The organism is Myroides sp. 1354 (genome assembly GCF_030324495.1).
GTDB lineage: Bacteria > Bacteroidota > Bacteroidia > Flavobacteriales > Flavobacteriaceae > Flavobacterium.
Genome location: NZ_JACAGN010000038.1, coordinates 1 through 1248, shown reverse-complemented (window position 1 = coordinate 1248; position 1248 = coordinate 1). Strand labels below are relative to the sequence as shown.

General features: G+C 31.7%; 2 protein-coding genes. Both read left to right on the top strand.

All coding sequences use genetic code 11. The features are described from left to right. Positions 1–44: 44 nt before the first annotated feature. Positions 45–443, top strand: coding sequence for a transposase (locus tag HX004_RS17640; RefSeq protein ID WP_286444171.1), 399 nt, complete (start codon positions 45–47; stop codon positions 441–443). Then, on the top strand, positions 410–1248 hold an 839-nt coding region (locus HX004_RS17635), incomplete at its 3' end, for an IS3 family transposase (protein ID WP_353620022.1). The genes HX004_RS17640 and HX004_RS17635, both read left to right, overlap by 34 nt.

The following is a 1248-nucleotide window of genomic DNA, read 5'->3' as shown; positions in this document are numbered from 1 at the left end:
TGTACGTCCCTGATATAGGTTGACCATAAAAAGTCAATTTTTATATGAAAGCTAATGTCAAAACTATCCAAAAAAGTCGTCTTTATTCCGAAGAATTTAAGCGCGAAATAGTTTCCTTTTTTGAAAAAGGGAATTATAGTGTATTGCAAATTAGTCGTTTATACGGAATTTCTTGTCCAGCAATTTATAAATGGATTTATAAATTCTCTATCTTTAGTAAACAAGGACAAAGAATTGTAGAAATGAAAGCAAGCAACACAAACAAAGTAAAGGAGCTAGAGGCTAAAGTCAGAGAACTAGAGCGTATAGTAGGTCAAAAACAAATCCAAGTAGATTTCTATTCAAAATTAATAGAAATTGCTAGTGAAGAATTAGACTATGACATAATAAAAAATTCAAACACCCCGCAATCGACTGGTTCCGCAAAGAAAGAGAACAAATAACTTATTCACTCAACAGTTTATATCGAACTTTAGGTATCAGTAAACAAGCGGTAAATCAATACTCCAAACGGCAAGAGTTATTTAATAGTAAAGTATCCAAACTTGCATCAGAGGCTGATGATTTAAGACGCGATCACCCAGGTTGCGGGGTTGAGAAGATGTATTATACCTTAAAACCAAGTTTTTTAGGTAGAGACAAGTTTATAGATATTTTTATGAGCTTAGGTTATCGATTGAATAAACGTAAAAACTATACCAAAACAACCATAGCCTCAAGGATATATTATCCTAATCTAATCAAGGGGATGCAAGTAAAATCTCCATCAACCATATGGCAATCAGACATCACCTATCTTCCAGTTGGAAATAACTTCTATTATGCCGTATTTATCATAGACGTATACACTAAAAAAATAGTAGGTTATCAAGTATCTGATCATATGCGAGCACAAGCCAATATAAATGCTTTAAAAATGGCTTTAAAGAATAATCAAGCCCCTTTAATCCATCACTCAGATAGAGGAAGTCAATATATGTATAAAGGTTATATCGAAATATTAAAGAGCAATAATTGCCAAATAAGTATGGCTCTTTCTGCTCAAGATAACGCTTATGCTGAGCGTATTAATAGAACAATCAAAAATGATTACCTAGAATTTTGGAAACCTAAAAATTTATTTGAACTAAAAAAAGCTGTGAGAAAAGCAGTCAATCAATACAACAATAATAGACCTCATAATTCAATAAGAAAAATGTCTCCTGTTGAATTTGAAAATAATTGGTTTGTTGAAAGTACTTTCAACAA